Source organism: Faecalibacterium sp. AM43-5AT (genome assembly GCF_003603345.1).
Lineage (GTDB): Bacteria > Bacillota > Clostridia > Oscillospirales > Ruminococcaceae > Faecalibacterium > Faecalibacterium taiwanense.
Window position 1 is genome coordinate 9950 of sequence record NZ_QVGZ01000005.1, and the last position, 21745, is coordinate 31694.

Sequence of the window (21745 nt, forward strand, 5' to 3'; positions counted from 1 at the left end):
GGGATGTCGGCGGGTTCTTCGGCCCAAAGGGAATGTCCGTCCATTTGCGCGGGAAACCCATCAGCCACTCTACCCAGTCCGGGTTGAGGTAGGGCTTTTCCAGTGTGGCGGGTGTCATCCGGTAGACCACATGGGCAAGCCGCGCCGTCCACGCCTTGCCATCCTTGTTCATTTTGCGGTAACTGCCATTTGCAGAAATCTGGATGTCCAACCCCTTGCCCACATCCCCGGTGTCGCTGGCAAGGGGTGTGGGAAGCAGCGGAGCCGATGATGAATACCCGTTTCCGTTCGTGCCACGCGCCAACGGCAGCAGCAGGTAATACGAAAACCCGAACATCGTAACCTGCCTGCTCCAAGTCAATGAGCGTTTTGTCGAGCCCCATACGGAGGAAGCCAGCAACATTTTCTCCAAGCACCCAACGGGGCTGCAATTCCCGGATGACCCGCAGCATTTCGGGCCACAGGTAGCGTTCATCGTGGAAGCCGCGCTGCCGCCCTGCGGTGGAGAACGGCTGGCACGGGAAGCCACCTGAAATGAGGGTGACGGTGCGAAGTCCTGTTTTTTCAAAGAAAGCCTCCTTTGTTACAGTGGTGATGTCCTGAAAACGGGGCACTTCCGGCCAGTGGCTTGCCAGCACAGCGGCGGGAAATGCCGCCCACTCGCATTGACAGACAGAGGTAAACCCCGCTGCTTCCGCGGCAAGGTCGATGCCGCCGATGCCGGAAAACAAGCTGAAATGTGTTAAGCTCATAGCTCCACCACCTCGCTGAGCCGGGTGGTCATGATCTTATAGAGCTGTGTGTTTTTCGGGATGGGGTTGGAAAACGGAAGCACCACGTTTTCAAAAATCAGCAGTCCTTCGCCCGGTTCCGAATTGTCGATGTACTTCTGCTGGTCTGCGGAGAGGTTCAGCCGTTCCGACAGGATTTTGCGGTCGCCGGATGCCTGATTCAGCAGCGTGATGAAGTCGCTGTTTTCCAGAATGTTCTCAATCTCCGGCGAAGAAAGAAGGTCCTTCACATTCTGGGTGGCGCCCGTGGGCACACCGCCCCATTTGCGGAAGCGTTTCCAAATCTCGGCACTGTACGCAGCGGTCTGTTCTTCTTTCAGCAAAAGGTGGAACTCGTCTGCAAAATACCATGTAGCCCTGCCTTGGCTGCGGTTCTGGGTGACGCGGCCCCATATCTGGTCTTGGATAATGAGCATCCCCAGTTTTTTTAACTGCTTGCCTAACTCTTTGATGTCAAAGGCCACAAGCCGATTATGGATGTCCACATTCGTTTTGTGATTAAACACATTCAGTGAGCCGGACACATACAAGTCCAATGCCTGCGCTACCCGGTCCGCTTCCGGCAAGTGCTGGTCGAGCAGGGCTTGGTGGAGGTCAGAGAGAATCGGCATATTCTCTGGGCAGGGGTTTGCCAGATAGGGGCGATAGATAGCTTTCACGGCACGGTCTATCACGGTGCGCTCAATCGCTTCCAGACCTGTTTTGCCGCCCATGACCAGTTCACAGAACGACAGCACAAAATCTGATTTTAGGGCCAAAGGGCTGTCATCTTCGGAGTAGTTCAGGTTGATGTCCAGAGGATTCACATAGTCCTTGCTGGTGGGCGAAAGTTTAATGACCTGCCCATGCAGCCGCTTGACCAGCGGATAATACTCGGCCTCTGGGTCTGAAATAAAAATATCGTCAGCGGTCGTTAAAAACACACTGACGATTTCAGACTTGCAGCTCATGGATTTGCCGCTGCCGGGCGTGCCCAGCTTCAGACCGTTGGGACACCGGGCCTGCTTGCGGTCCAGCATGATCATGTTGTGGGATTTCGCATTGATGCCGTAGTACATGGCCGCGCCGCTCTGGAAAAGCTCCTGCGTGACAAAAGGCACGAACACCGCCACGTTGGAGGTGGTAAGGCTGCGCTGAATCTTTATCTGGTTGATGCCCAGCGGCAGACTGGACACAAGGCCCTGCTCCTGCTGGTAGTCCAGCCGGACAAGAGAGCAGTTGTACTTCTGGGCCACACCTGCCGCTTGGAACACATCGTTGCCCAGTTTTTGCTTGGTGTCGGCCATGTTCAGCACCAGAAAAGTTAGCATGAAAAGCCGTTCGTTCCGGGTCTGCAATTTGTTCAGCAGCTTTTTGGCATCCTCGCCGTAGGTGGCAAGATCGCTGGGGAATAGCGATAGGTAAGTCTTTGAAGTCATCTCCGACTTTTCCCCCGCTTCACACCGGACATGCGACTTTCACCGCATCCGGCGTTCCCTCAATTAAACAGTTGTCTTAATCTCCTTAGTCATACCATTGTGAGACTGGTTTTCTAAAGCTACTTCTTCCAATTCTATGGGTTTTACCTCAGCCAAAATCCTCAACTTATTCAACTTTGCCAACTGCTGTTGATTCAGTTTTAGAGATGAAAGACTCGAATCTATGGTGCTTTTATTTGTAGCGTGAATCAGCTCATGCACAGGTGCTAAGACCAGCACAAGATTTCCATACTTGTCAGTTCCACCAAGGCTTCTCGGCCTCTTGTGGTGACAGTGGATGTCTGTCACGCATTCAAACGGCTTTCCCGTGATTGCACATTTTCCCTGCTGGGCAGAGAAAAGCGAAATACGGTTGTCCATATATTCTGCGCTACGGCTGTATGCGGTTGCTTTCATAAGCTGCAAAAGCAGGGTAGTATCTATCCTCAAATCATTGTGGATTTCACTTCGACCCTGCGGGGTATAGGCACATACATTCCGCTTTAAGTCCATCGGCTTTTTACACCGCACATAGCTTACCGGATAAACTGGCTCTTTTGATTGGGCGAGATATCTCAGCTTTTGGGATTTCCCATATCTTTGAAATTCGCTTTTAGTCAGGTCGCGGCCTTCTTTTTTCAGACGATGGGATTTTCCGGCTTTCAGCCTGTTCTTAAGAACAATATCGACTGCTCTGCCGATGTTGCTACAGTCAAGACTAATGTCTGTTGCTAATCGGTAGTAGTTTTGGATTCCTATGACCATAGAGTTGAACAGGTGAACTTCACCCGATTCTCCTCGGCAGGCTCTTGGAAACTTAATATTTCCAACCTGCTTTACAAGGTCGGCTTTGACCCGTTTGTATGCCTTATCGCACATGTGCGACTGCACAACATGCTTTTTCCCTTTTTTGCGCAATCGAATTTTGAATCCGAGAAATTCCGAATAGCTCCGCCTGACATCAACAATCCTCGTTTTCTCTGGAGAAACCTCAAGTTTTAAGCGTTCAGTCAACCATTTTGTCACCGCTATCAGCGTTCGATTCGCTTGTTCTTTCGTTCTGCAAAGAATCCGAAAATCATCTGCATATCGCACGATATACATTTCTTTCAGGTTTGTATTCCGCATAGCCCGGTACGCATGACTGTGTATCGGACATCCTGCTGCATTTTCCCTGTAGGAGTATTTCTCTATAACCGGATGGTTCTGCCATTGACTTTCGACCCAGTGGTCAAGTTCATTCAGCACAACATTTGCCAACAGGGGAGATATTATTCCACCTTGCGGTGTTCCTTTCTTTGGATTTTCCAGATGTCCATCGGGCATCTGAATTGGGGCTTTTAGGATTCTGCGGATAACGTAGAGCAACTCTTTATCTCGAATATTCATCGACCACAGTTGCCGTATCAGTTTCGAGTGGTCTACATTGTCAAAGAAGCCTTTCACATCGAACTCTACTACATAGTAAAGTCCTGACCTCTGCATCAGACGGTACATCGCAGCAATTGCATTTTCAACCGACCTGTTCGGACGGAATCCATAGCTATTACTGCTGAATTTTGCTTCACAGATTGGCTCCATGACTTGCTTGATACATTGCTGTATCAGCCTGTCCCAAATGCACGGTATTCCCAGTGGTCTGGTCTTTCCGTTTGGCTTCGGGATTTCTTTTCTTCTTACGCTTCTGGGGGTATAGCCGTTCCTTCCTCCGTTGACAATTTTTCGTATCCTTGCGACAACTTCATCGGCAGACAGTCTGCCAATATCCGTTATCCGCAGTCGGTCTGTTCCCGGAGTTGCACTTCCAGAATTCGCCTTGATGTTCCGATACGCCAACATGATATTTTCTCTTGAAAGAATCAAATCCATCAGGTCATCAAATATTTCTCCGGCCTGACTTCTGGCGTATAGTTCATCAAAGGTACGTTGCATGTCGTAGTATTCTGCATGGCGAAGGGATTCCATGCTTCTTGCTTTGGGGCGTTTCTCACGTGGCATTAGGCATCACTCTCCTTTACGGCGAGTGACTTCTTTTTGTCATACTCGCAATCCTAATTGCGACTAAGTGTTAAGGGTGTCTGTTTAACTGACTTGAGGCCATTCCTGTGCTTTTCTCTTTTTCGCAAAAAGCATTATCGGTTCGACCTCTGCTTTTCAGTAGTGATTCAGAGGCTTATATGATTCGCCCTCTTGCTTTCAAATGAGAAAGCTCACTGCCTTTCCTCGTTCCAACAATCCTATCTCTCCATATACCTTTAGGTTTCCGCTTTGGTCCTGCCAGCTTGAGCAGGCCTGTAACCTGCTATGGTGTTTCATAACATCAATTCTTACTTCACCACACTGACTAGCGATTGACGCTACCGGCACATTTCTATGCCGTCATCGTATAGACCCGTACATTCGCGGTTTTCGTCAGTTATCTTGCAAACATTCTAACCTTGGGTATCTTGTAGACCTCCGGCCTATAGGCAGCACCGTCCACCTCTGGACGGCTTTCGTGGGGCTGGTGACTTTCCAGCATTTCTTACGGCTGCTCTCGGCCGCCTTCACCGAGCTTCTGACACCGGATGTTTCCATCTTTGGTGCCAGTCGGAGTATTAAGGGGGCGTTTCAGGGCGTTACCCCATCATTCCACCGCTTGGATTGTTAGTTCTCCTAACTTTAGAACCTCGTTCTTTTGTTAGTGCCTGATTTTATCCTTCAACCACGAAGGTTTTGTTCAGGAACGAGTCGCACTGATGTCAATATCATACCCGGCACGGATAGCTTTTTTCTGCTCCTCGATCTTGCTGCGGTCCAGTTCCGTGATGGTGCGCTTCACCGTCTTGATGGCACGGTTCTGGTCAACCGACTGGATGTGCATGGTGACGATCTGGGACGAATCCATGTCCAGAAAATCCTTCAAAAGTTGGTCGCTGATGTCGGATGCCGTGATGCTCAGAAAACTGGCGGCGCAAAAGATGCCGCCCATCTGGAAGGTGCGGCTGTTCTTGAACGCAAAGGCGGTGGGTGCAATGGCATCCTTCACGGAAAGCCCGCTTTTTACAAGGTCTTTCCAGTCAAAGTGGAACTTGCTGGCACCGTCCATGTTGAACATATCGTGCATGAGTTTCAGCCGCTGGGCACCGTTCAGGGGCTTCGCCTGCACACCAAGCCGGTGGAAATTGTTCATCAGGTCGTTCTGGATGTGGTCCAGACGGGGCTTGACCTGCGCCATGCTTTCGCCCTCCACGCCAAAGGTGATGAATTTGGTCTTGGTCAGACCATTATTGCCCTTGGCAAGCTGCTGGCGCAGCATCTGGGAATACTCGGCACGAACATCGTCAAAGCCGTCCTTCTGGAACGGAATGCGGATGCTCTTTTCAAACTCGGTGCTGTCGGTTGCCATGTTCACAAAGGACAATTCAAACTTGATGCTGGAATCGAAGAAGTTCAGAAAACTGCACCATTCCTCGAAAATCGCCGTCTTATCCTCCTGCTGGGCGAGCTGGTAATTGATGTCCTGATACTGGATGGTGCGGGTGTAGTAGCCGGGACGGACACGGCAGGTGCCGTCCTCAAACATCCGCTGCATGGGGATGGACTGCTGGGCGGTCCAGGGCACAGCAGGCTTTGCATTCTGCCTGCGCTTCTGCGCAGACTGCGGCTTGCTGTGCTTACCGGTCTTTTTCCAAAACGGAATCATGAGTCATGCCTCCCTTCATCAAAATCGCATAGTAGTTGTTGGTCTTGTAGGGGCGAATCTTCGGGCGGACAAACCGGGACTGCACATAGTACGACAGCAGCTTTTCCATGGGCTGACCGTTTTTCTCGTACATTCCGAGAAAGAACGCCGGCAGCATCACCGCCATCATGCCGAGGGTGGCGGCGGTGTTGCCGCCGGAATCCCGGAGAACAAAAAACAGCGGCACTCCAATGAGAGCCGCTGTGCCAAAGCAGACAAGCTGCCGTTTGGTCAGGTTGAACGCGACCTTCGATTTCACTTTCGTCAGGTCACGGGGAACAGAGATATACGCAGCCAATCGAACACCTCCTTAATGCGCTCCGAGGACGGATTTCGTCACCGAGCTGGTCTTGAACAGGCTGAAACAGAGCAGAACGGTGTAGCCCACAATGCTCCAAATGGAGTTGATGGCATCCCCGGAAATCGCTACGCTTTGGATCAGCACCGCATAAATGGCAACACAAATCAAGATCAGGAAGCCCTGAAAACCCAGTGCAAACAGGCATTTCAGGTAGTTCTGCCCCATGTGGCTCTGCTCGTGGTTGCCGAAGGTCGCCATGGGGATGGGGGCAAGGCTCACCATGCAGTAAATTTCAATCATGCGCCCGTAGACGATGACGAAAATCACGATGCTCAATATCCGCATGGTGATGCCGATGAAGAAACTTTGCAGGAACAGCCCGAACAGGGGGCCGACATCCATCTGCATCAGGCTGGATTGCAGCATGGAAAGCCCAATGTCGTTGACACGGGTGTTTCCAGCAATGATGCTGCTGGAATCGGACACCACCTTCTGGGTGACATCGAACACCGCCATCACGATGTCAAAAGTATTGCTGATGAGCCATACCGAAACAGCGGTCTTAAAAATCCAGCGCATGATGAGTGCAGGCTCAAACTGTGCCATGTTGTTGTGCTGAGTGATCATCTCGATGAGTTCATAACAGGCGATGAAAGTCAGGATGATGCCTGCAATGGGCAGCACAACGTTCCGGGAGAGGGCTTCGATCATAGCGAAAACGCGCGGTTCAAAACTGGATGGTTGGGTGCCCACCTGCTGTGCGATGTTGCCCACTTGAGTGTTCACATCATCGAACAGGCCGGAAAGATTGGACATGATGCCTGCCGTCAGGATGCCTTTGATCCAGTCGGCAATGGCTTTAAGAACGGTTTCCATTCAGTAGTCACCGTCCTTAGCTGAAGTGGTTGATAAGGGTCTTGAGAAGGTTCAGAAGAAAAATAATGTGGGTCAAAAACTGCATAATAGCACCGCCTTTCATGGATGGGTGGAGATTCGTACCACAATGCGCTCCTTATGATAAAGGGCTATTATCCACAGCAGAGATAGAGCGATTGCGTATGTACAGGCGGGAAAACCCGCCTGTGGCTCTTAGCCAAACAGACCAGACAGCAGAGGAATCAGGGTGATGCCCACCAGAGCAACGCCACCGCCAGCCATGAGCTGCTTCATGCCCTGACTCTTTACTGATGTGCGATAAAGAAGTAATAGAAGTGTAAAAAATTTTGCCGTTCCTATCCGGCACTTGCGCATTGTGTCGGATAGGTCGGGCGGTTATTCGGGCAAGTCCACCTTGCCAACAAAAGAATAATAAATCTCAATGTCCTGTCTGCGGGTCTTGTTCTCGTCATAGCTGCACTCATGCACAACGATTTTCTCTACAAACTCCCGCAGCAGAGTAGGGGTAAGTTCTTCAAAGCTGGTATGCCGCCGGACAACATTCATAAACTTTTCTGCGTTCACGGTGGCTTCCTGTGCTTTGGAAAGCTCCGCTTGAATAGCAGCGGCTCTTTCTTTCAGCTCCCGTTGCTCTGCTTCATAGTCTGCCGACAGCTCTGTGAAACGCTCGTCTGATATGCGCCCGGTCACGCTGTCCTCATACAGCCGCTTGAAGATAGCGGATAACTCGGCTATGCGTTTCTCGGAGGCTTCCAGTTCCTTTTTCTTGGCGGCGTTCCTGCGTTTGCCCCCGTCCTCGTTCTGCTCAATCAAGAGTTTCATAAACCGGGCTTCATGCTTTGCCGCATAGCTGGTCACTTTCCGCAGATTGGAGAGTACACCAGCGGTCAAGAGGTCGGTGCGGATAAAGTGCGCCGTACAGTCATGGGTGCGTTTCTTGTAGTTGCCGCAGATATAACAGTCCTGCTTGCGCTTGTCCGTCTGGTATCGCTGCTGATACATCACGCTGCCGCAGTCCGCACAGAACAGTATGCCGGAGAACAAACCCACTTCATCATAGCGGTTTGGGCGTTTGCGCTGTTTGCGAAGCTCCTGCACCCGTTCCCATGTTTGGGTGTCTATGATAGGCTCGTGGTGGTTCTCGAAAATCACTTGCTTTTCCGGGGGATTTTCTACACTGTGCTTGACTTTGTAAGAAAGTTTTTCTGTCTTGAAATTTACCAGACAGCCTGTGTATTCCCGGTTTTCAAGGATATGCACTACGGTATTGGTCGCCCACTTGCACTCATAGCCGGGGTGGTAGCGGCGGGTGCTGCCCGTCCTGCGGTATTCAAGCGTTCCCGGCGTGGGGATTTGCTGCTCTGTGAGCATACGGGCTATCTTGGTCGGACCATTCCCGGCAAGACAGAGGTTGTATATCTGCTTGACTACGGGTGCAGCTTCCTCGTCAATAATGAAATTTTCATCCTCGTCCATGAGGTAGCCATACACAGGCTTGCTTGTGATGGGCTTGCCATTCATGCCTTTTGAGCGTTTTACTGCTTTGATTTTCTTGCTCGTATCTCTCACCAGCCATTCGTTAAAGATATTCCGCAGCGGGGCAAAGTCATTGTCGCCCTGTGCGCTGTCCACTCCGTCATTGATAGCGATGAAGCGGACACCTTTCTGTGGGAAAATCATTTCCGTGTACATTCCCACTTGCAGGTAGTTTCGCCCTAACCTCGACATATCCTTTACGATAACTGTCCCGACTTTTCCGGCTTCAATGTCCGCAAGCATGGCTTGAAAACCGGGTCTTTGAAAGTTCGCACCAGAATAACCGTCGTCCGTGTACCAGCGCAGATTGGAAAAGCCGTTCTGCTTTGCATAGGTTTCAAGGATACGCTTCTGATTGGAAATGGAATTGCTTTCGCCTTGCAGCTCGTCCTCATGGGATAGTCTTGGGTAAAGGGCGGTAATTGGTTGTTGGTTGGTCTGTCTTAACATAAAATCCTCCGTTTCCGACAGCCAGCCCCACTATTCCGTACCTTGATTGTACCACATGGGGCGGCTGTCTGTATAGCGGCAAAAGCGTCAAATCTGCTTCTTTATGGTCGGTCAAATCGCCGTTTTTTGTGTAGCAGCTTCCGCTTCCAGCACTTTCATCATCTTGTCGGCTGCGGTGTCGGTTGCGCCCTGCTTGAAGAAGCCGGAAACGGTAAGGACGGAGTTGCCCATGCGGATTTCCGTCACACAGTCCGGGCGGCGGTCTGTTTTGGTGGTGCTTGTCTGTTTCGTTTCTGTCATAGGCTCTCCTTTCGCTGCTTCATCAGTTGCTTTAAGCGTTCCAGCTTTTCCTGTGCGGTTTCCTTTCGGAAGTTGCTGCCCGTGAAGCGGACGGGGGCGCACATGGAAGTCAGCCTGTCATAGATACGGGCGTGGGGCGTGTCCTGCGGGTGCTGCAATTCCTCCAGCGTGAGGTTGGTCGTGGCGATCAGCGGCTTGCCGCTTCGGTAACGGCTGTCAATCACGCTGTAAACCTGTTCCAGCCCGTATTCTGTTCCTCGCTCCATACCGAAATCATCAAGTATCAGCAGAGGGTAGCTGCAAAGGCGGGAAATATATTCGTTCCTGCCCTCAAAGCTGGCGGCAAGGTCACCCAGTATCGTTGCAAAGTTTGTCATGCAGACGGCAACCTCTTTTTCCATAAGGGCGTTGGCGATACAGGCGGCAAGGTAGCTTTTTCCCGTCCCCACGCCGCCCCAAAACAGGTAGCCGATATTTTCAGCCTGCATGGTTTCCCAGCTCTCCACATAAAAGCGGGCGGTTTCGGTCTGCGGGTTTCTGCCGTTGTCATGCTCAAATGTCCAGTTCCGCATAGCAGGGTCGGTAAAGCCCCGGCGTTTCAAGTCCTCCACTTTTTCAAGGTGCTTCTGTCGGCTTTCGGCGGCTTGCTGCTTTTCACGGGCTGCCCGCTGGCAGTCGCACTCTGCCGGGTGGCGGTCACGCCCGAAACAAGTCTTTCCCTCTGCAAAATAGGCTTCTTTGGGCGTATGGCACTTACCGCAGTATAAAAGCCCGTCCTCGCCTGTGTAGTCCTCCGCTTCGGCGGTAGTGGCTGTAATGTCCGTAATCATAGCTTCAATTCCGTTTTTCATAAGCTCTCGCCCTCCTTGCATGAATAATCGGGTATGCCCTGTTTCGGGGCAGCCTTGCCTTTGGCAGCGTCCTCCTGCGCCCACTTGTAAATGGTGGCTGCATGGCTGTGGTACTGTTTCCCGGTGGAAGCGATATGGCAGGAAAGCCGGTCAATATAATACTCCCACTTGTCGGGCAACTCTGTTTTTAGCCCGGAAAGCTCTGTATCGGTCAGTATCACATTGTTGTATCTGCCATAAGCGGCGGGGGCGGGGTGTCCCGTTTCTCCCTCTCTCTCTTTTTCTATCTCTATCTCTTTCTCTAACTCTATCTCTATCTCTGGTGGACGAATGTCGGACAAATGTCCGCCTTTTGTCCGGGGCGGTAAAAGTGCCTTGTTTTCCAGTCTTGCAGCCCGTTTCCGCTCGGCTTCGGTAGAGGACTGTCCTATCATCAGCTCAATGTCGGTCATATAGAAAGCCCCGCTGTCAAGCTGCTCCACAAGCCCCAACTGCCGGAAAATCTCTAAAGCCCTCTCAACCGTCCCTATCTGGTGGCGGGTCAGTGTCGCTATCATCTGCGCTGTGTAGGGGATATGCTCGTCAAGCTGCAATTTCCCGCCGTTTTTCAGCGATTTTAAGTACAGCTTCAAGAGGATATTGGAGTATAAAATCCCGTCTTTCATATCTTCCAGCAGCACAATGGAGTCGCTGTCAAAAAAGTTCTCTTTCAGCTTGAGGTAGTAATACTTGCGGTTATCTGCCATTGTCCCTGTCCTCCTTTTTCCGGCGTTTGGAGTAGTAGCGGGGGCAAAGTATGATAACCGCCCGGAAGCTCTGCTTACAGCTATGGGTACAGCCCCGGCAGAGGTCGTTGTATGTGATACGGTCGCAGGTGGTATTCCCGACTTTTACTTGCCGCAGGAAAAAAGACCATTCCAGCCGCCGTTTCTTGCTCATTCTTGGCATGGGTGCGCTCCTTTCTGCCGTTTCCGCTGGTGTGGCGGTATCGACGGTAATTCTGTATCATCTCGGTATCATTTTCGGGGTTTTTCTGCCCTGTAAGCCCGTTAAAAAATCCTTTGGTATTGCGGGTAGAGTACGGGGCAGCCCCCTTGTTCTGTATGGGTTCGGGTACATTTTGGGGTGGTTTTTATCGTTCCTGTTCCTGCCTTTTCACAGGCTTGCGCTCCCGGCGTAAAATCTGGTCGATATTGCCCTTGACAGTCTGTAAGCGGCGGTATTCCTCCCGTTTTGCCCGGTAATCGTTGTAGCCGCTGTTTTTCTCTTTGATAAGGCTTTCAATCTCTGCTTGCAAGGCTTTATAGCCCGGCAGCTTGGAAATGCCGTTCTCCCTGAAATAACGGGCGGCTGCGTCTGCTATGATAAAGTCGCTTTCGTGCTTCTGTCGGTAGGCTGCTTTTGCTTTGGCGTTTTTCTGCTGTTTCAGCCCGTCCCGGACAGGGCGGGTCTTGGAATAGGCAAGTACCTGCCGTTGCAGCTCCTTTTTCCTGTTCAGCGTCTTTTCCACCTGCTTCAGCTCTGTAAGGCTTTCCTGCATGGCGGCATAGGCGGCAGAACAGGCTTCGTCCAGTTCCTCCGGGGAGGAAAAGCCGTACTGCTGGTAGGCGGTAACGGTAGCCGCCATCTGCTTTAGGTTGTGCTTTGCCGCCCAGCGGTCATAGCCCACGCCCTTGCCCTCGGCTCGCTTGGCTTCCCGGTCAACCATGCGCTGCAAGGTGTTGTCTGCCGGGGCGGTTTTTGCGGTTTTTTCCTCCTGCAAGCGTCCCTTTTGGGTATGTGGGTATTCCGGTATGGCTTTAGGCTTTTCGGCGGCTCTGTGGGCGTTCTGCGTGAGCAGGGCAAGGACAGCAGCCTTGTCAAAATCGTCCCCCAGCTTCCGGGCTGTGATAGGCTTTGTTCTGTCCGGCGTGAGGTAGGAAAGCCGCCCCCGGCTCTCCTTGACGGTCACGCCCTCCCGCAGCAAAAGGGAAGAAAACTCGTCAAAGCTGGTAACTTGGGAAAGTGCCTGCCGTATCGTCCGGCGCAGCTTCGCCTTGTCCGTTTCAAACTTGGTGGGCTTGGTCGGTTGTCCGGCGGCTTCTCTGGCGGCGTTCTCTTTATCAAGGGCAAGCTGCCCTTTCTTTGCCGCCCAGTATTCCCGTTCTGTTATCCGTTCCTTGCTGCCGTTCAAGAGGTCGATTTGGTAAAGCCCCTCCCGGTGGCACATCTCCATGACTTCACTCTTGAAATATTCCATAGCGGCGTTGGTGCAGCGGTGCTTGCAGCCCTCCCGTGTGTCGGCTGGTCTGTCCATGTAGGGCAGAAGCGGGACTTCATAAATCCGCAGGGAGTTGATGACGATATGCACATGGATATTGCCGCTGTGGTTATGCCCGTCCGGGTGGGTGCAGACTAAGGCTTGGTGTCCGGGGAAATGCTCTTTACAGAACTGCTCGCCCAGCTCCTGCGCCCGGTCTACGGTCAAGCCGTTGTCTGTCCCGTCCCGTGGGTCAAAGCTGATGATATAGTGGTGGCTTTTCACATCTTCCCGTTTTTGGTTTTTCTCATAGCGGAGATTGGCTCGCATACAGGCAACGGCGAAATCCTCGCCCCCGCAGTTAAGGGAAGAAATGCGGTAGTCCTCCCTCGGTATCAGCCGCCCGTTTTCATCAAGGGTGGGCTTCATGGTAAACTCGTCATGCTCAAATGTGAGGTAGGCTTCCGCTGCGCCATAGTCGGCATTTTTAGAGCTGATATGTTTGAATGTTGCCAACAGCATCACCCACTTTCTGCAAGACTTCAAACTTTAGGGCAGCAAGGTCGGAAACCGCCGCCCGTACTTCCCCGGCAAGCTGCGGGTAGGGACTGTGCCACTCGTTCAGCGTCCGGGCTATCTGGTTTAAGTTGCCGCCGATCCTGCCGTATTCGGCGGTCAGCTTCCCGACAGCGGCAAGCAGCTCGTCATTGACGGGGGAAACGGTTATGATGGGGCGTATGGCTGCCCCGGTTATGGCTTGCCGGATAAACTCGGCTTGGCTCATGTTGCAGGCAGAAAGCCTTTCCGCAAACTCGGCGTATTCTTCCTCGGTCATGCGTGTCTTGACTACCCGGCTGCGGTGCGGCGTGTTGTATCGTTTTCGCATGGTAAAAACCTCCTTTCGGCTGCCGCATGGCTGCGGCGGGATAAGCGGCGTAAGCCGCATAAGCAGGGTTTGGGGAAGGCACTCCCCAACAAGATTCCCGCAGGAGCAAAATGAGCGAAAAGCGAATTTTGGTACTGCGGTAGAATCTTGCTCTAAGAAACTGCCGGACTGCCGTTCACTTGCTACTGCCACTTTTTCAGAAAATCGCAACCAGCTTTTTCATAAAAGGCTGCGGGCTGGCGTTCTTCCCTTACTCCCTACAACACCGCAAAAAGCAAAAATGACGGACTTTCCGGCAAGAACTTTTCCGGCGGCTCGGTCTTTCCCGACAATAAGGCGTTTCGGAAGCTGCGTTTTGCCCGCTGTCTAAAAAAAACGGCAGCCTTTTTTTGGTTTCACTATCTAATACGGAACTTTTGGAAATTTGCCAAAAATGAGCGCAAAAAAAGCAGCAAATCTTTTTCGGATTTACTGCTTCATGTGCCGCTGCGGGGCGGCGGGATATTCAGTTTCTATGTTATCGGTCAAGCCGGAACTTGAACAGGCTTTCAATCAGCTTTATTCTGATGTAGTCCTCCATATCAGAGTTGTAATAGCCGTTCATCTTAGAGAAGTAGCGGATATATCCAGCGTATCGGTCAAGGACGGCTTGTATCGCTATGGGGTCGCCCTCATGTGCCTTTATGATAGTGTCATAGGGGAGAAGTCGGTTACTCATGGGACAGCACCTCCATTTCCTCTTTTAGCCGCTTCAAGGCAAGCCGTATATGCCGCCCGATTGTGCTGCGTGTCCAGCCGCTTTGTTCTCCGATTTCTTTCTGCGTCAAGTGCTGAAAGTAGTACAAAAAGATTTCTTCCTGCGTCTGTTCCGGCAATCGGGCAAGAGCAGCCGCAAGAGAACAGCTATCTAAAAGTATCGTCTGCCCCCGGACAGAGAACGGATAAGTTTCGCCATAGTCTGGAACTTGAAAATACTCGTCTATGGCGCTTAGTGGAACAAACTTTTCTTCGGTCAAGTATTCAAGGGAGATTTCCCGTTTCCACCTCGCTGCCAGCATACGGGCAGCGTCAAAGGACGCATGGCGAATAACAATCCGGCAATAGGTATCATGGGTATAGCGGATATGTTCTTGATAGGCTTCGTATTCAGTCATGGAAAATCCCCCTTTCTTCGATTATGGGAAAGGGCGGCAGCACTTTTTGCTGTCGCCCCTTGATTACCCACCAGCAAGGACAGTCGGAACTGTCAACGGCGGGCGCAGCCCGTTCATCTTGACCGTTGATTTGCTCCGCTGGTTTTGCTATTTTTAGCGACTTCATTCATCTATGCTTATCGTTTCATCACTTATTGCTGGCGGGTTATTCTGGGTATTGCTGTTGAGGTCTGGAACGCTGAAAAAGGCAGCAATAAAAATATTCACAAGAACGATTACTGCCAATATAATGGCAACAATTTTCCAGATACGACGTGAGCGGCGGTTCTTGATTGCCAGTTGCTCGTTTATTCTGGATAGTTGTTCGGCAACATCACTGGCGACATTTTCATTTTCAATTTTCGTACCCAGCAATTCACTGACAGATACCTCTAATATTTCAGCCAGACGAATAAGAGTATCAGCGTCGGGAACGGACAAATTTTTCTCCTATTTGGAGATAGTCTGTCTGACTACATGAAGTCTGGTTGCTAATTCTTCCTGTGAAAAGCCTTTCTGTTTTCTGAGAGTTTTTAGATTTTCACTAAACATGATGTGTTCCACTCCTTTGTCTTGGTAAATCAAAAATAGCATGATAGCTGCTATGCGGCAAGCAATGCAGATTAACATTAGCGCAACTGCCTATAAAAACTGCCTATAAAATAAGCATAATTCCGCACAAATCACTTGAAAACGAATATTTCTTCAATCGGTGCTTCAACAACTCTTGAAATATCAATCGCCAGTTTAAGTGAGGGATTGTATTGTGCCTTTTCCAGCCGCATAATTGTTTCTCGCCGCACGCCTACCTGTGCCGCTAACTGCTCTTGTGTCAAATCCTTTAATAGCCTGTACTTTTTTAATCTACATTCAAAATCCGGCACACTTATTCCTCGCTTTCATCAAACTGTTCATCGTTATCATAATGATATAGCAGATATTCGCTAAGGAATATTTCAAGTGCTATGGAGAGAGCTATAACAATAACAAGAGCAATTAAGGTATATTCAAGGTTATCCATGAGCTTTCCCTGTCCCAAAATGAGTATTGCAAGAAAAATAATGGACAGAGAGGTTTTGTTCGCTACACTTTGCGCTTTCATTTTGTTTTCTTTGTATCGTTCATCTATAAGAGTATTTGACATTTTTCCCTCATAGAAAAATCCGAAAAAGCCGAAAAACAGGAAAAACACAAAAGGAAAAATTGTCTTGTCAACGCTGTAAGTCCAAAATCCCAAAAATCCGGCAAATCCTAATAAACCTAAAAAACCCAGTTTTGGATTTATTGTTCTGGTGGATTGCAAGGTTAATTCCCTACGCCTGTTTGTTTTAATAGATTCCAAAAACAACACAACAATATTCACAATATACAAGGTAAGAAGTACGCCGGAAATAATCATAGGCAGGTCTTGCACTCTGAAAACATATTCAGATAAATCCATAGGCACAATAAACCTTGAATTGTTAAATGCTATCGTGTACCATGAAGATATTGCTACCAGCAGAGCGCATATCACGCCCAGGCAAATTGTGAGTTTCGTTCTTTTTTTCATAATGGTGTCCTCCGATGAGATGTATTTGTCACTTTACAAGATAAATATATCACTTCAAAGGCTGGCTGTCAATAGGAAAGATACAAATACATCACTTTCCAAAAAATGCTTAGAAAGACAAAAGCTGATATAGGAAAATCCCCACATCAGCTTTTCGTATTGGTCTGTGTTTTGGAAATAGTGGCTGCTGTCTATCAAATTATCATTTGTTACTTTACCGCACATGAGCATTGCTGCCGGGGTTGTCGTTACCATAACCTTCCAGCAGGTTGATGGCACCCCACACGCCGAGACCGGCACCCAGAGCCACAACCAGAGTCTGAAGAACTTCGATAGCAGAGTTAAAGAATTCCATAGTCGTTTCTCCTTTATTTTGAAAAAATCGAAGACCGTCCGTACACACCCGAAACCATAGATGTTGTGCCGCGAACTGCGGCGGAGTAGATTTTCTGGTGTACCTCTCCGGTCAAAAATAAAACCGCCTACCGGGTTAGGCAGACGGGAGCGAATCAGCATCAATCACAACAAATTCATCATTGGGATTGATTTTTTCTTTGCGGTTCAGATATTTTTCAATATCAAAGGTGTTTTTGGGGTCGTAGTCCGAGGTCAGCTTGTAGTTGGGATGCTGGGTCAGGTCGTATTTGTCAGAAAGAAAAGGTCTGACACCACGCAGCTGCAAAATGCACTTGCCGCCGTCCAGCACCGCCAGCTCGTCCCGGCTCAATAATTCGTGCCCCATCTTTTGGAAGGTGGTGCCGTAGCTGGGGCTGTTGCCACGGGTGTCCGAGGTGTTGAATGCGTCGATGGTCTCCTTGCCCAGCATCTCCGACAGGTCTTTCAGGGTGGTAGGCTCGCTGCCGCCGAGGAAAATCTGGCTGTCCATGTTGCCTACGATGGTATCCGCATTGTCCTTGTAGATGGCTTTCAACTGGCTTCTCGCCTGCAAAACAAGGCAGGCTGAGATCTCACGGCTGCGGATGGTCGCCACCAGCTTTTCCAGATTTGGAATCTGCCCGATGTTGGCACACTCGTCGATCAGGCACCGCACATGGATGGGCAGCTTGCCGCCGTACACATCATCTGCTTTATCGCACAGCAGATTGAAAAGCTGGGTGTAGACCATTGAAATCAGAAAGTTGAAGGTGGAATCCGTGTCCGACATGATGAGGAACAGCGCCGTTTTCTTATCGCCCAGCGTGTCCAGTTGCAGTTCATCGTACATGGTGAGGTCCCGCAGCTCTTGGATGTCAAATGGGGCGAGCCTGGCACCGCAGGAAATCAGGATGGATTTCGCAGTCTTACCTGCAGCCAGCTTGTAAAGTTTGTACTGCCGCCCGGCAAAGCTGTTGGGCTTCTTTTTTGCCAGTTCCTCAAACAGCAAGTCCACAGGGTTCTGGTATTCCTCGTCGTCCTCCAGCACTTGCATGGTGTTGAGCATTTCTAACAGTGTTGCAAAATTCTGCTCCTCCACCGGGGCTTCATAGTGCAGATAAGCGATCAGGGCAGTAAGCAAAAGACGCTCCGATTTTTCCCAGAATGGGTCCCCGCCGGACCCTTCACCCTTGGTGTTGGTCATCAGGGTTGTGACCAGTTTGAGAATGTCCTTTTCGCTGTGGACATAGGCGAAGGGGTTATAGTGCATGGACTTTTTGAAGTTGATGGTGTTCAGGATTTTCAGCTTGTAACCGTTTTTCAGAAGTGCGTTCCCGCACTCGACCACGATACTACCTTTCGGGTCAGTGACCACATAGGAACTATGACATTGTAAAAGGTTGGGTTTAAGCCAAAATCTCGTCTTGCCGCTGCCGGAGCCTCCCACCACCAGCACATTTTTGTTCCGGGCGTTTTTGGGGTCCGGTGGGCGGTTGGACATCATCAGCCGTTCCGTTTTGGTCAGGATGATGTTGTCTGCAAACTTGGGTGCCATGAACGGCTCAATATCCTTGGCGGTGCCCCATGAAGCGTTTTGTCAAGTGCTTTTCGCAATTTATTGACGCAAAACAGGATTTTTTCAAGAGAAAAGCCCCATGCGGTCAACATGGGGCGAGTTGATAAAGTGAAAGTGCGAAAGTGCAAGGTGCAAAGGCTCTGCGTTTTGCACTTTCATTTTGCAGTTTCGGGCGGCTGCTTCTTCTTGATGAAGTTGTACCATTGACTTCCAACGCGCCTTGCGCCCAATATGCCGCCCATGCTGCGCTTGGCATTTTGTACCGTTCTTTCGGATATTCCGGCTTCGGCTGCCGCCTTGACAATATCCTCGCTTGCCATTTCCTTACCGTCTGCAAGTAAATCGAGTATCAACCTTTCCGCTTGCTCGGTCTTGGTTTCGGTGTTGCCGCCTGTGCCGGACAGCAGTTCATCAGCGGTAATGTCATATTCGCCTATCCATGAAAAGCCGCTTTCCGCGCCCAACGAAAACGCCATAGGCTTACCCTCCGGTGCAAGGGAAGATTTGTCGTGAATGATAACGCGCACATTCGGCTCTCGTTTCACGCGCCCTATGAGCAGCACACTACGAGCGGCGGCTCGGAAGTCGATAGAGCCTAATCCCCGGTATGCGCTCTGACCTCCGGCAGCTTTGTTCAAGTGCCCGATAAGCACAACGGCACACCCGGTACGCTCTGCAACTTCGGCAAGGCGGCGAAAGATAGGGCGTATTTCGTTTGCCTTGTTCATATCCGTTTTTTCGCCTACATACGCCTGTATGGGGTCAAGGATTATAAGACGCGCCCCGGTCTGCCGGATTGCCCTTTCTATGCGTTCATCGGATAAGGACAATTCCTGTTTGCCCTCGTCAATGACAAGTACCCGGTCAAGGTCTGCGTCCGCTTCCATAAGGCGCGGCTTGACGGTATCGCCCAAACCGTCCTCTGCGGTCTGATAGATAACATTAAAAGGCTCATGCTCTGCCATAGCCGGAAAGGGCTTGCGGTTGGTACAGGCGGCGCAAAGGCGCAGGGCAAGGGTGGTTTTTCCCTCGCCGGGGTTGCCCTGTACGATTGTTACCTTTCCAAAAGGGATATACGGCTCCCATAGCCATTCAACGGTCTGTGTGTCAACCTCGCTCATGCGGATAATTTCAACGGTTTCTTCCTGTTGCGGCTCACGCAAGCCATAGACAGCTTCGCGCAGATATTTTCCGTCTGTAATTTCCTCTTTACGCTGTAAAACCTCGTTCCAGTCTTTGAACAACGGTACAAGGCGATTGACGGTGTAGCCTTGGGGGATAATGCTGTTAAGGCGGCTGCAAGCGTCTGTCCCGGCTTTGTCGCTGTCAAGGCAGAGATAGACGGTCTTGATATTCGGACGGTCAGAGAGAAAACGCAGCAGGGCTTTTTCACTCACGCCGCCCAATGACAGATAGCTTTGTTTCTGCCATTCCTTTTTGAACAGGCAGAGGAAAGATAACAGGTCAATGGGGGCTTCAAAGACAAAAAGCCTTTCGCCCTCGCCCCGGTAGCAGAAGTTAAAAGTCTTGTCGCTGCCTTTCACATCAAGCCGGAAGCTGCCCACCGTTCCCCGTTGGTGGGCATATCTCGGTATGCCGCTTTCATCTCTGCCGACAAATACGGCGTTATGGTGGGCGGCTTCCTCGTAGAGATCGCCGCAGGAAAAGAAAAAGCCCGACACATCTTCATCAATGCGCCGGGCGGCTGTAAGGTAGTTCCTCGCTGTTTGGTTGTCGGGGCTTTTGGGTGGTAGTCTGAATTGCAGATAGACGGGTGGGGGTGCTTCGCCCCGTTCGCCTATCAGCATTTCAACGGCTTCAAGAAAACTTTTGCCGTAAAACTCCATGACAAAATCAATCGGACCGCCGCCTTTGCTCTGGCTGTGCCGATACCATCTGTTTTCTCTGACCGTCAAGCTGTCGTGCCGTTTCCAACGGTACTCCTGTCCGGCGCGTTCAAGCTGTTCGCCCTGGGCTTGCAGGAATGATACAAGGTCGGTCTGATTTGCCCGGTCAATCTGTTCTTTGGTGTAGGTCATAGGGAAATATCCTCCTTTTTGCGTCTTGGTGTTTGGTGTGTCTGTTCCTGTGTGCGCTGCTCGGCTTGCTCTACAATATCAATGCACTTTCGGATTTGCTGTAACTCCTTAACCTCGCTGCGCTTTGTTTTCAGTTCTTCATATTCGCCTGTGGATTGGGCTTTCAGTTCGTCAAATTCTTTCTGCCACTCGGACACCTTGAAAGACTTTGTACCCTCCGGCAGATTTGCGTGCAGGAAACGGTTGGCGGCGTTCCAGATAATGAGGTCGCTTTCGTGGGCTTGCTCAAATTTTTCTCTCTTTTTGCCCCATCCGTTTTTCAGCGTTTTCAGTTCATCGTGAATGGGCTTCAAGCGGTTGTAGTTGCTGCCATGCTCGATAAACTTTTCCAATGTCCTCATGCGCTTCTGCTTGGCAACAACGCTTGTATTCAGCCGCTTTGCTTCTTCATCAACAGAGGAAAGGGCAGCGTCCAAATCTTCAAGGGTAGCAATGCCCTTGCTTTGCAGATAGACAATCGCCTTGCTGATTTTTTGCAATTCCCCGGCAGTATGCTGTTGCTGCCAGCCCTGTGAATACTTCCGGCTTTTCTCTCGTTCAATGCTCAAATACCTTGTAAGCAGCGTGGCAATATCGGGAGAGTGCGGGGCAGCTTGCAGTTGCTTCTTAGCGGCGAAAACCTCCGCAAGCCATTCTTTCAAGCTGTCGATATAGCCCCGGATTTCCCGCATAAGTCGGTTGGTCTTTTGTATCATGCGGTTGATTTCTCCCTTGTCGGTGGCTATGCCTTTCTTCTCCATTTGGGAAGCTGCAACACCCATGTGGACGGTGGGGAGTTCCTCAATACCACGCTCTGCATGGCTGCGGTGGTCGATACGCTCCGCGCTGCCGCTTCGCTCTAAATAGTCGTTGGCAAGGTCAGCCCACGCCTTGCGCCATAGGTCGGCGTTCTCCTGCCTGTTCCAGTCCATAAGGTCAACCTTGCGCGTCTTGTATCTGCCGCTTGGCAGCTTTACGCGCTCCCCATTTTCGTCAAGGACATATTCCTTTTTTGACTTCGCCGCCCATGTGCCTTTTTCATCAAGGGGGCGCATAGTCAAAAGGATATGAGCGTGTGGGTTGCCGTTGCCTGTGTCGTGGATATTGAAGTCGGCGCACATTCCTTTGGAAACAAATTGAGAGGAACAGTATTCCCGGACAAGGCGGGTCTGTTCCTCTCTTGAAAGTTCAACAGGTAGGGCGATTTCGATTTCCCTCGCAAGCTGTGAGTTATTCGATTTTTCGATTTGCTCCACGCTGTTCCATAGAATAGAACGGTCAGAGAAAGAGGGTGGGGCATGGGGCGGCAGCATGATTTCAGAATGAACAACGCCGCCTTTTCTTGTATAGTCGTGGGTCAGTCCGTCCCACTCGTTTGTCAGCTTCTCTCCGGCGCGGTAGGCTGCTGCGGCTACGGCAGATTTGCCCTTTCCCCGGCTGACAATCTTAATGCTGCAATGGTAGATTGCGATAGTATCACCTCCCGATACGGTCAACAAAACCCCATGAAAGTGAATAGCTTGCAAAGCAAGGTGTTCG

General features: G+C 50.7%; 20 protein-coding genes and 3 pseudogenes. All 23 read right to left on the reverse strand.

Annotated elements, in window-relative coordinates; genetic code table 11:
- The coding region (gene dcm / locus DW937_RS07710; RefSeq protein WP_243111449.1) for a DNA (cytosine-5-)-methyltransferase at positions 1 to 752 on the reverse strand (752 nt) is incomplete at its 3' end.
- Positions 749 to 2191 (reverse strand): annotated as a pseudogene (locus DW937_RS07715) (PrgI family protein); the annotation flags it as partial. The gene dcm and the pseudogene DW937_RS07715, both read right to left, overlap by 4 nt.
- An 81-nt stretch (positions 2192 to 2272) precedes the next feature.
- Complete coding sequence (gene ltrA, locus DW937_RS07720; protein WP_120120579.1) at positions 2273 to 4246, reverse strand: group II intron reverse transcriptase/maturase; 1974 nt, start codon at positions 4244 to 4246, stop codon at positions 2273 to 2275.
- Positions 4247 to 4985: 739 nt separating this feature from the next.
- Positions 4986 to 5933 (reverse strand): annotated as a pseudogene (locus DW937_RS07725) (conjugal transfer protein TraE); the annotation flags it as partial.
- On the reverse strand, positions 5905 to 6270 hold the full coding sequence (locus DW937_RS07730) for a PrgI family protein (RefSeq protein ID WP_120120580.1): 366 nt from the start codon (positions 6268 to 6270) through the stop codon (positions 5905 to 5907). The pseudogene DW937_RS07725 and the gene DW937_RS07730, both read right to left, overlap by 29 nt.
- A 12-nt stretch (positions 6271 to 6282) precedes the next feature.
- Complete coding sequence (locus tag DW937_RS07735) at positions 6283 to 7149, reverse strand: VirB6/TrbL-like conjugal transfer protein, CD1112 family (RefSeq protein ID WP_120120581.1); 867 nt, start codon at positions 7147 to 7149, stop codon at positions 6283 to 6285.
- A 213-nt stretch (positions 7150 to 7362) separates the two neighbouring features.
- Complete coding sequence (locus tag DW937_RS07745) at positions 7363 to 7524, reverse strand: Maff2 family mobile element protein (protein ID WP_120120582.1); 162 nt, start codon at positions 7522 to 7524, stop codon at positions 7363 to 7365.
- 21 nt (positions 7525 to 7545) lie between these two features.
- Positions 7546 to 9156, reverse strand: a complete 1611-nt coding sequence (locus DW937_RS07750) for a recombinase family protein (RefSeq protein WP_002569232.1) — start codon at positions 9154 to 9156, stop codon at positions 7546 to 7548.
- Positions 9157 to 9267: 111 nt separating this feature from the next.
- Entirely contained in the window at positions 9268 to 9456 is a 189-nt protein-coding gene (locus DW937_RS07755) for a transposon-encoded TnpW family protein (protein ID WP_002569233.1), read from the reverse strand.
- On the reverse strand, positions 9453 to 10307 hold the full coding sequence (locus tag DW937_RS07760) for an ATP-binding protein (protein WP_002569234.1): 855 nt from the start codon (positions 10305 to 10307) through the stop codon (positions 9453 to 9455). The genes DW937_RS07755 and DW937_RS07760 overlap by 4 nt, the downstream gene beginning before the upstream one ends.
- The gene (locus DW937_RS07765) at positions 10304 to 11053 is read right to left on the reverse strand and encodes a phage replisome organizer N-terminal domain-containing protein (RefSeq protein ID WP_002569235.1); all 750 of its coding nucleotides are present in this window, start codon (positions 11051 to 11053) and stop codon (positions 10304 to 10306) included. The genes DW937_RS07760 and DW937_RS07765 overlap by 4 nt, the downstream gene beginning before the upstream one ends.
- Entirely contained in the window at positions 11043 to 11255 is a 213-nt protein-coding gene (locus tag DW937_RS07770) for a hypothetical protein (protein WP_005927784.1), read from the reverse strand. Before DW937_RS07770 ends, DW937_RS07765 begins: the two co-directional genes overlap by 11 nt.
- A gap of 184 nt (positions 11256 to 11439) precedes the next feature.
- On the reverse strand, positions 11440 to 13062 hold the full coding sequence (locus tag DW937_RS07780) for a relaxase/mobilization nuclease domain-containing protein (RefSeq protein WP_120120663.1): 1623 nt from the start codon (positions 13060 to 13062) through the stop codon (positions 11440 to 11442).
- Positions 13034 to 13432, reverse strand: coding sequence for a plasmid mobilization relaxosome protein MobC (locus tag DW937_RS07785; RefSeq protein ID WP_034479871.1), 399 nt, complete (start codon positions 13430 to 13432; stop codon positions 13034 to 13036). The genes DW937_RS07780 and DW937_RS07785 overlap by 29 nt, the downstream gene beginning before the upstream one ends.
- Positions 13433 to 13949: 517 nt before the next feature.
- Positions 13950 to 14150 (reverse strand): helix-turn-helix domain-containing protein, encoded by a 201-nt coding sequence (locus DW937_RS07790; RefSeq protein ID WP_118685221.1) that lies wholly within the window; start codon positions 14148 to 14150, stop codon positions 13950 to 13952.
- Positions 14143 to 14586 (reverse strand): sigma-70 family RNA polymerase sigma factor, encoded by a 444-nt coding sequence (locus DW937_RS07795; protein WP_118685223.1) that lies wholly within the window; start codon positions 14584 to 14586, stop codon positions 14143 to 14145. The genes DW937_RS07790 and DW937_RS07795 overlap by 8 nt, the downstream gene beginning before the upstream one ends.
- A 162-nt stretch (positions 14587 to 14748) precedes the next feature.
- Entirely contained in the window at positions 14749 to 15066 is a 318-nt protein-coding gene (locus DW937_RS07800; protein ID WP_243032367.1) for a hypothetical protein, read from the reverse strand.
- Between the two features lie 242 nt (positions 15067 to 15308).
- Positions 15309 to 15509 (reverse strand): helix-turn-helix transcriptional regulator, encoded by a 201-nt coding sequence (locus DW937_RS07805; protein ID WP_032747079.1) that lies wholly within the window; start codon positions 15507 to 15509, stop codon positions 15309 to 15311.
- 2 nt (positions 15510 to 15511) lie between these two features.
- The gene (locus DW937_RS07810; RefSeq protein ID WP_050540877.1) at positions 15512 to 16177 is read right to left on the reverse strand and encodes a DUF3796 domain-containing protein; all 666 of its coding nucleotides are present in this window, start codon (positions 16175 to 16177) and stop codon (positions 15512 to 15514) included.
- A 232-nt stretch (positions 16178 to 16409) separates the two neighbouring features.
- Positions 16410 to 16532 (reverse strand): annotated as a pseudogene (locus DW937_RS07815) (Maff2 family protein); the annotation flags it as partial.
- A 135-nt stretch (positions 16533 to 16667) separates the two neighbouring features.
- Positions 16668 to 18107 carry a VirD4-like conjugal transfer protein, CD1115 family gene (locus DW937_RS07820; RefSeq protein ID WP_120120583.1) on the reverse strand — a complete coding sequence of 480 codons (1440 nt, stop codon included), beginning with the start codon at positions 18105 to 18107 and terminating at the stop codon, positions 16668 to 16670.
- A 176-nt stretch (positions 18108 to 18283) separates the two neighbouring features.
- Positions 18284 to 20167, reverse strand: a complete 1884-nt coding sequence (locus DW937_RS07825) for an AAA family ATPase (RefSeq protein WP_071143481.1) — start codon at positions 20165 to 20167, stop codon at positions 18284 to 18286.
- Entirely contained in the window at positions 20164 to 21732 is a 1569-nt protein-coding gene (mobQ, locus tag DW937_RS07830) for a MobQ family relaxase (protein ID WP_242700206.1), read from the reverse strand. The genes DW937_RS07825 and mobQ overlap by 4 nt, the downstream gene beginning before the upstream one ends.
- Between the last annotated feature and the right edge of the window lie 13 nt (positions 21733 to 21745).

Bases quoted from the DNA above. Each gene is read 5' to 3' on its own strand.
- DW937_RS07755 (WP_002569233.1), bottom strand. From the start codon at position 9,456: ATGACAGAAACGAAACAGACAAGCACCACCAAAACAGACCGCCGCCCG.
- DW937_RS07820 (WP_120120583.1), bottom strand. From the start codon at position 18,107: ATGGCACCCAAGTTTGCAGACAACATCATCCTGACCAAAACGGAACGG.
- DW937_RS07760 (WP_002569234.1), bottom strand. From the start codon at position 10,307: ATGAAAAACGGAATTGAAGCTATGATTACGGACATTACAGCCACTACC.
- DW937_RS07735 (WP_120120581.1), bottom strand. From the start codon at position 7,149: ATGGAAACCGTTCTTAAAGCCATTGCCGACTGGATCAAAGGCATCCTG.
- DW937_RS07790 (WP_118685221.1), bottom strand. From the start codon at position 14,150: ATGAGTAACCGACTTCTCCCCTATGACACTATCATAAAGGCACATGAG.
- DW937_RS07765 (WP_002569235.1), bottom strand. From the start codon at position 11,053: ATGGCAGATAACCGCAAGTATTACTACCTCAAGCTGAAAGAGAACTTT.
- DW937_RS07795 (WP_118685223.1), bottom strand. From the start codon at position 14,586: ATGACTGAATACGAAGCCTATCAAGAACATATCCGCTATACCCATGAT.
- DW937_RS07745 (WP_120120582.1), bottom strand. From the start codon at position 7,524: ATGCGCAAGTGCCGGATAGGAACGGCAAAATTTTTTACACTTCTATTA.
- DW937_RS07770 (WP_005927784.1), bottom strand. From the start codon at position 11,255: ATGCCAAGAATGAGCAAGAAACGGCGGCTGGAATGGTCTTTTTTCCTG.
- DW937_RS07750 (WP_002569232.1), bottom strand. From the start codon at position 9,156: ATGTTAAGACAGACCAACCAACAACCAATTACCGCCCTTTACCCAAGA.
- DW937_RS07825 (WP_071143481.1), bottom strand. From the start codon at position 20,167: ATGACCTACACCAAAGAACAGATTGACCGGGCAAATCAGACCGACCTT.
- DW937_RS07785 (WP_034479871.1), bottom strand. From the start codon at position 13,432: ATGCGAAAACGATACAACACGCCGCACCGCAGCCGGGTAGTCAAGACA.
- ltrA (WP_120120579.1), bottom strand. From the start codon at position 4,246: ATGCCACGTGAGAAACGCCCCAAAGCAAGAAGCATGGAATCCCTTCGC.
- DW937_RS07810 (WP_050540877.1), bottom strand. From the start codon at position 16,177: ATGAAAAAAAGAACGAAACTCACAATTTGCCTGGGCGTGATATGCGCT.